The following is a 6851-nucleotide window of genomic DNA, read 5'->3' as shown; positions in this document are numbered from 1 at the left end:
GGCGATGTCGGCAAGCGTCAGGCTGTCGATCCTGGCATCGACCTTGAGGCCATCTTCGCTCTTCTGGTAGTCGGCGATCGCGGCGGCGATCTTCTCGCGCGCGTTGGCAGCGATCGGCTTCAGGTCGAGCGTCGCCCTCTGGAGCAGTGCCTGCTGCATCTGCGGCACCGCCGCGCGCGCGGCGGCGCCGAGCAGGCCGAAGGCGGCCTCGGATTCCACCGCGAGCTCGATGTCCGTCAGTCGCAGCGTCTGCTGCGCCTGGTCCAGCACCGGCCGGCCCCAGATGTGCACGGTCGCCTCCGCGCCGAGGCCGAACCAGCTTTTCTTCTCCTTGGCGCGCACCAGAAGCGAGATCAGCAACCGCTCACCCGATGGCGTCACGTTGACGCTCCTGACGGTGACGTCGACCGGGCCGGAGCCGTCCTCGGGATAGGTGCGGCCGACCATCTGCGCTGCGATCAGCTTGTTGATCTCGGTGAAGGGCACGTCGATCGGCACGCCGATGTTCACGCCCGTGCCGGTCGGCGGCACGATCGAGATCTTGTCGGGGAAGGGACAGTCGGGCTTGGTCGGCGTCGCGGTGACGCGTGTCTCGGCCTCTAGGCCGAGCAGCAGGGTCACGGCCTGCGCGTCGACGCGCGGCTGCGCCGCGATGGCGCGGATCGGCCTCATCTCGAGCCAGAGTGGCGGCAGTGCGGAGCCCGAGCCTTGCAGCGGGATCGAGCGGCAGGCCTTGGCCCACTGCACTTTGGCATTCTCGCGCAGCGAAGGATCGTTGCGGATGCGTTCGGAGACGATGTTGATCTGCTCGCCGACATTCTTGTCGATCAGCGGCTTCACCTGCGCCGGCACGTTGACCTTGGCGCCGGCGACGTTGAGGTTGGTGTCGCCGAGATTGACCTGGGCGCCGAGATTGGGCTCCAGATGCCAGGCGGCGGCGAGCTTGGGGCGCGAGGTGACGACCACGTTGCCCTTGATCTCGGCGCTGGCATTCAGGTTCTTGATGTTCACCGCGCCGATCCGCTTCGCGGCGTCACCGCCGAGCACGCTGCCGAGTGCATCGCCGAGCGCGCCGGTGGCTTTCGACGACAGCGAACCCGTCACGTTGAGCTTGCCGGTGAGCGGCGTCGAGATCGTCAGCACGTCCTTGTCGCCGGTGGTCGCCATCGGGCCGCGCACCGCGGACCAACCGATGTCGGCGTTCTCCAGGATCTGCGAGATCGGGTTGTCGGCCTTGCCGGCGAAATTGCGCGGCGCCGCCTTCTCGGCCTGCTCGCGGATCGCAGACAGCGCGATGGCGACCGGCGCGACCACGATAGAGCTCTTCGACGCCGGCGGCAGCGGCGGCAGTTGCGCGACGGGCGGCGCCGGGTTGGCGGCGCGCGGCGCGAGCCAGTCCATCGCCTTCAGGCTGATGAAGAACGACGCCGCGAGCACTGCGACCCCGATTACGATAGTCTTCAGGTTCAATGTCAGACGCATCAATCCCCCAAGCCGCCCCGGCGGGGATTTTACAGGGCGGGCAAGGACGGCGCTAGAGCGCACCGATGGGGTGGAATTGGGGCGAACAGGTTAACAGCTGAGAACGCGCGCTGGCCGGGCCTGAATCACGATAAGGATTAACGCCTCGGACGGCGGACCGCTCTCACCTTGCCGCGATTGCCGCCCCCGCAGAAGAAGCGGTCGCTGCCGTCGGACTCCAGCCCCGACACGATCGTCCCGGCAGGCATGTCGAGCTGCTCGATCACCTTGCCCGTTTCCGGGTCGATCTGCCGCAAATCGCTCTGCTCGTTCTCCCAGGTGCCGTGCCAGAGCTCGCCGTCGACCCAGGTCACGCCGGTCACGAAGCGCATGCTTTCGATGGTGCGGAGGACCTTTCCCGTTTCGGGATCGACCTGATGGATCTTGCGCTCGCGATATTGCCCGACCCAGAGCGAGCCTTCGGCCCAGGCAAGACCGGAATCGCCGCCGCCGCCCGGCGCCGGAATCGTGCCGAGCACCTTGCCCGAGGCTGCGTCGATCTTTTGGATGCGATCCTCGGCGATCTGGAACAGGTGGCGGCCGTCGAACGCCGTTCCCGCATGCGCGGCGACGTCGATGGAGCGCGCGATCCTGCCGTCGGCCGGATCGAAGGCGTTCAACTTGTCGCCGGAGGCGAACCAGACATGCCTGCCGTCATAAGTGACGCCATGCACGTCCTCGACTCCTGGAAAGGGCCCATACTCTGTGACGATCTCGGCGGCTGAACGTTTCATGTGCTCGATCCCTTTGCTGCGCGCATCCTACGTCGCCAGGAGCGGGGCAGGGAGTAACAAGCCTGTCGGGAAACCCGGAACGGGCGGCGTCATCCAGCGGCGCGACCGTCCGTGTCCGAACGACTGCACCTTGCCCGACCGCGCCAGCTCGTCGAGGCTGCGCTGCACGGTGCGCGGGCTGATGCGAAGCGCAAGTGCGAGCGCCGAGCTCGACCATGGCTCGCCGTCGGCGAGAAGGGCCAGAACAGCGGCGTGCTTTTCCTCATTGGGCCGCGCCAGAACGAGGACGTCGCGCGTCTTCCGCGGCGCGAGCACGAAGCCCTGTTTCGTCGCGCTGATGTCGGCGAGAGCTTTGAGCTTGGTACGGAGACGTCCGATCTCGACGCGCAAGCGTGCGCGGTGCGATTCGTCGGCGTGCCTGGCATGAAAGGCGCCCGATATCAGCGTCTCTCGCGAGACATCCGCGGGCCACGCCTGCGCCAGCAGACGCGCCACCGTAAACAGCACAGGCCGCGTTCCAAGCGGCACGACGACGCCTCGCCTGCGTACCACGTGATGGAAAGCGTCCACGACGAACGCCGTCGAGGTCGCCAGCCTCTCGACCTCTCCGAGCAGGAGCGGCTTTTCGCTGCCGCGTGCGATCAGGCGTGCTGCCGGCGTGTCGAGGACGAGGTTCGCGCTGTCGACCTCAGCCGCGAGTGCCGGGATTTCCGCCAACCCCGCGGCGTGCGCCGCGCGGCCGAGGGCCGCGCGCGCGTCTTTCGTCCTGAGCCGCCTGATGGCGATGCCGGCCACCACGAGCTCGCGGACGGCTTGGGAGGCGGGCGGGAGCCGCGCCGGACGGATCTCGACCAGGATACGCTCGGCCTCGTCGAGGCGTCCAATCAGGAGCAACCGGCGCGCCTCGATATGGCCGGCATGGGCGGCGTTGGCGAGATCGCCGTGCTTTTCGAGCGTCGCGCGCGCCGCCGCGAGCGTCTTGACCGGCCAGTTCAGCTCGCGGGAGACCAGCGCGAGCTCGGCTTCCGCCACGATGCACCGTGCGCGCGCCACCGCCTCGCGCGGCCCGAAGGCACGCGCCGCCGTGCGCAGCAATGTCTTCGCCTTGCCGAGATCGCCGAGCTGCGCCATCGCGATGCCGCGCAGCGCCAGCGACGGCGCATCGTTGCGCAGCGCGACGCGGTTCAGCGCGCCGAGCGGATCGCCGGCCTCCAACGCGCGCGCTGCGGCCGTGATCAGCGATTCCATGTCAATCGCGCCACACTTGTTACTCCCACCACCCAGCCGCGAGCTGGCAAACATCGTTGGCAGGAGCGCAGATGAATTTGGAGAGTCTTCATGACATCAGTTGAGAACGCAGGAACCAGCGGACAGACCGCCATGCAGACGCCGCCGGTGGTGTCGCCTCAGGACTGGGAGGCGGCGCGTCTGCAATTGCTTGCGAAGGAAAAGGCGCATACCCGTGCCCGCGATGCCCTGGCTGCCGAGCGTCGGCGCATGCCGTGGATGGCTATCGACAAAACCTATGCGTTCGAGGGGCCCGGCGGCAAGCTCAGTCTGCACGACCTGTTCCAGGGCCGGCGGCAGCTGATCGTCTACCGCGCCTTCTTCGAGCCCGGCGTGTTCGGCTGGCCCGATCACGCCTGCCGCGGCTGTTCCATGGTCGCCGACCAGGTCGCGCATGTCGCGCATCTCAACGCCCGAGATACCACGCTCGTGCTCGCCTCCCGCGCGCCGCAAGCCGACATCATCAGGCTGAAGCAGCGGATGGGCTGGACCATGCCGTGGGTCACCATCACCGACGGCTTCGATGCCGATTTCGGCGTCGGCGAATGGCACGGCACCAATGTGTTCTATCGCGACGGCAGCCGCATCTTCCGCACCTATTTCGTCAAGAGTCGCGGCGACGAGCAGATGGGCGGCACCTGGAACTATCTCGACATCACCCCGCTCGGCCGCCAGGAGGTGTGGGAGGACTCGCCGCAGGGCTATCCGCAGACGCCGACCTATAAATGGTGGAACTGGCACGACAGCTACACGGAAGGCGCGGCGCCGGACAAGAGATGGGTGGAAATCTCGGATGCCGGCGAGAAGGCGTTTCGCGAGGAGGCGGCGGGAGAGCGGGCATGACGGGGCCGGTCAGCGCGGTCCCCAGGCTCGATGGCGTCGCCGCCGCGCGCCGCCTCGCCGGATGGCTGGCGTTGGCGGCCACGCCCACCTTCGCGATCATGGCGCTGCTGACGGCTTTGAGCGGCGGCCCGGCGAACGCGATGTGCGGCGCCGGGCAGGGCTCTCTGCTCGGCGGGATGGTGCCGATGTATCTCCTGATGAGCGCGTTTCACGGCGCGGCGTGGCTCAAACTGATCGCGGTGGTTGGAGCGCGCTCAGCCGATAAGCCCTCGGCCGGTGTGAACGCCTCGTCCTTCGAGACGCGCGCAAGGGCGCGCTCCTCGGGATGAGGCTAACTGGCGGTGCTGCATGGCGCAAGTGTAGCCGACGTCTCTGTAGCAGCACTCTCAGTCCTCATCCTGAGGGCCGGCCGCAGGCGGGCGTCTCGAAGGATGATGTGATCCTCGCTTTGCCAGCTCACGGAGTTCGGCAAGATCGCCGCGCATAAAGGCTTCCTTCTTGGCGCGGCTCCACTTCTTGAGCTTGCGCTCGCATTCGATGGCGTCAGTGATGCGGTCGAACCATTGCGAGAAGGCCAGTGTCACGGGGCGCCGCGACTTCGTGTAGCCTTCGAACGTGCCGGCGTTGTGTTGCGCGACCCTGATGTCGAGTTCGGTGCGGGTCGTACCGATATAGTAGCTGCCGTCGGCGCATCTGAGAATGTAGAGCCACGCGCCGCTCGTCATCGTGAACGCCTCGTCCTTCGAGACGCGCGCGAAGGGCGCGCTCCTCTCCATGAACCACCCGTCAGACGACGGCTGCTGGATTGGGAACGATTTGCTGGCCGAGTTGGCGAGCCAGTCGGCGCAGAATGCGGTGCTTGGTTTCCAATACCTTGGCCTCGTATTGCGCCACGCCGGTCTCAACGAAGTCGAGGCCTTTGACCATCACGCGCCAGAACAGCGTGGCTAGTTTTCTCGCAAGGGCCTTGTTCGCCACCAAGCCGCCTCGCCGTGCCGCCATCCGCCTGTAGAAGCCGCCGAGCGCGACGTGTTTGCTACGGGCCAAGGCACGAGCCATCACACAAAAAATCTGGCCGGCTCGGTTGCGGTGACGTTTGACCCGGCCTTTGCGTTTGCCGCTTTGAGCGCTTCCGGGCGCAAGCCCCAGCCACGAGGTAAAGTGCTTTTCTGTCCGCCACTTGGTCAGGTCCGTGCCAACTTCGCCGATCAGCTGCAAAACGCTATACTCGGTATGGGCAGGAAGTGTCGTCAGATCCTTGGCGCCACAGATCTGCGCGAGAACCTCCCGCAAATCCGCGATGTCCGGCGCGTTGACACCCGGCCGCGTGCGCCGTTTTCCTCTTCGTCTCGAGGTCTCCGACGGCGGCACCTTTGTGTCCGGCATCTGGCGAAGGACAACCTCGATCTGGCGATCGCAAGCGGCGATGAGGTCCTGATAATGGTCCCAGCTTTGAACGGCTTGCTCCAGGGCGAATAAGTGCTCCTCGGCCCAGTTGCCGCGCAACGATTCGACGACGCGCTCAGCCTTGACCTTGCGGATTTGAACATCGCATAGACCCAACAGGACCTGCGGATCGCGTTCACCGGCGAGAATAGCCCGGATCACGGCCAGGCCGCTCGCCCCCGTCAGAGAGCTGATGACCTCGTGCAGTTTGACGTTCATCCGCTCCAGCGCTTTCTGCATGTGCTGGACATGTCCAGCGGCCGTCGCGATGTGTTCCCCGCGGAGGCGCAGGTAGTCCTGCAGACGCCGGACATGGGCCGGGGGAACGAAGCCCGCACGCAATAAGCCATGCGCATGCAGCGTGGCCCCCCACTGGCAGTCCTTCATGTCGGTCTTCCGCCCCGGAAGATTGCGGGTCTGGCGACCGTCGACCATGACCACCTCCAGGCCCGCGGCCTCCAGAACCCCATAGAGCGGCAACCAATAGACCCCGGTCGCTTCCATCGCGACCGAGCGCACCTGATGTTCGGCCAAATAGTCACGCAGCGCATGCAGCTGCGAGGTCACCGTGCCGAACACCACGGGCGGTCCACCCGCGATCACACATGCATTTTCTCGCTGCCGACATCGACAAAAGCTGCACGCGGATCCAACACCGTCAAACTGCTCATCCAGGACTCCCATGCTGTCACGCTGCGAAGCCCGCCGAGAGCCCGATCACACTCTAGGAACTGCAAACCTCTCCAACGGGAAGCGCAATGCTCGCCAAAATGTGCAATCGCCTGCGATCGGAACCAGCCTCAGGACCGGGCAACCAGGTGCACCAGAGGATCAAGCAGTTACACTGTCTCCCGGCGGAGCTCCGCACCCCACGATACCGTGTTCATGGTCCATGTGCAGCGCCGGTTTTGGCGCTGGGGGCTCAGGATGAGGCTAACTGGCAGCTAGGACCTAGCGCAAGTACCACGGATAAATTGCGACCGCGCACTCCGCCCTCATCCTGAGGGCCCGCCGATAGGC

7 protein-coding genes are annotated in these 6851 nt (G+C 66.1%); 2 read left to right on the top strand and 5 right to left on the bottom strand.

Annotation, left to right across the window (positions count from 1 at the left end; translation table 11 throughout):
* The 3 genes from JHD07_RS18910 to JHD07_RS18900 form a co-directional block, all read right to left on the bottom strand.
* Positions 1–1482 (bottom strand): DUF4403 family protein (locus JHD07_RS18910; RefSeq protein ID WP_291624665.1); only part of this gene is annotated, 1482 nt, incomplete at its 3' end.
* Between the two features lie 137 nt (positions 1483–1619).
* Positions 1620–2255 (bottom strand): PQQ-binding-like beta-propeller repeat protein, encoded by a 636-nt coding sequence (locus tag JHD07_RS18905; protein ID WP_291624664.1) that lies wholly within the window; start codon positions 2253–2255, stop codon positions 1620–1622.
* A 27-nt stretch (positions 2256–2282) separates the two neighbouring features.
* Positions 2283–3503, bottom strand: a complete 1221-nt coding sequence (locus JHD07_RS18900) for a helix-turn-helix domain-containing protein (RefSeq protein WP_291624663.1) — start codon at positions 3501–3503, stop codon at positions 2283–2285.
* 90 nt (positions 3504–3593) lie between these two features.
* On the opposite strand from JHD07_RS18900, the gene JHD07_RS18895 reads away from it, so the two are divergent.
* Both JHD07_RS18895 and JHD07_RS18890 read left to right on the top strand, forming a co-directional pair.
* A complete protein-coding gene (locus JHD07_RS18895) occupies positions 3594–4385 on the top strand; it encodes a thioredoxin family protein (RefSeq protein ID WP_291624662.1) in 792 nt (263 codons plus the stop codon).
* A complete protein-coding gene (locus JHD07_RS18890; RefSeq protein WP_291624661.1) occupies positions 4382–4714 on the top strand; it encodes a hypothetical protein in 333 nt (110 codons plus the stop codon). The genes JHD07_RS18895 and JHD07_RS18890 overlap by 4 nt, the downstream gene beginning before the upstream one ends.
* A 57-nt stretch (positions 4715–4771) precedes the next feature.
* Here the strand turns inward: JHD07_RS18890 and JHD07_RS18885 are convergent, their stop codons facing one another.
* Positions 4772–5110 carry a GIY-YIG nuclease family protein gene (locus tag JHD07_RS18885; protein ID WP_291624673.1) on the bottom strand — a complete coding sequence of 113 codons (339 nt, stop codon included), beginning with the start codon at positions 5108–5110 and terminating at the stop codon, positions 4772–4774.
* Positions 5111–5171: 61 nt separating this feature from the next.
* Complete coding sequence (locus JHD07_RS18880) at positions 5172–6413, bottom strand: IS110 family transposase (protein WP_291624660.1); 1242 nt, start codon at positions 6411–6413, stop codon at positions 5172–5174.
* Positions 6414–6851 lie beyond the last annotated feature (438 nt).

Source organism: Bradyrhizobium sp., from assembly GCF_016462955.1.
In the GTDB taxonomy this organism is placed as follows: domain Bacteria; phylum Pseudomonadota; class Alphaproteobacteria; order Rhizobiales; family Xanthobacteraceae; genus Bradyrhizobium.
The sequence above is the reverse complement of the archived record's forward strand: the minus strand, read 5'-3'. Positions and strand labels throughout refer to the sequence as shown.

Excerpts from the sequence above, each read along its gene's own strand:
- JHD07_RS18900 (WP_291624663.1), bottom strand. The coding sequence starts at position 3,503 with ATGGAATCGCTGATCACGGCCGCAGCGCGCGCGTTGGAGGCCGGCGAT.
- JHD07_RS18890 (WP_291624661.1), top strand. The coding sequence starts at position 4,382 with ATGACGGGGCCGGTCAGCGCGGTCCCCAGGCTCGATGGCGTCGCCGCC.
- JHD07_RS18885 (WP_291624673.1), bottom strand. The coding sequence starts at position 5,110 with ATGACGAGCGGCGCGTGGCTCTACATTCTCAGATGCGCCGACGGCAGC.
- JHD07_RS18895 (WP_291624662.1), top strand. The coding sequence starts at position 3,594 with ATGACATCAGTTGAGAACGCAGGAACCAGCGGACAGACCGCCATGCAG.
- JHD07_RS18905 (WP_291624664.1), bottom strand. The coding sequence starts at position 2,255 with ATGAAACGTTCAGCCGCCGAGATCGTCACAGAGTATGGGCCCTTTCCA.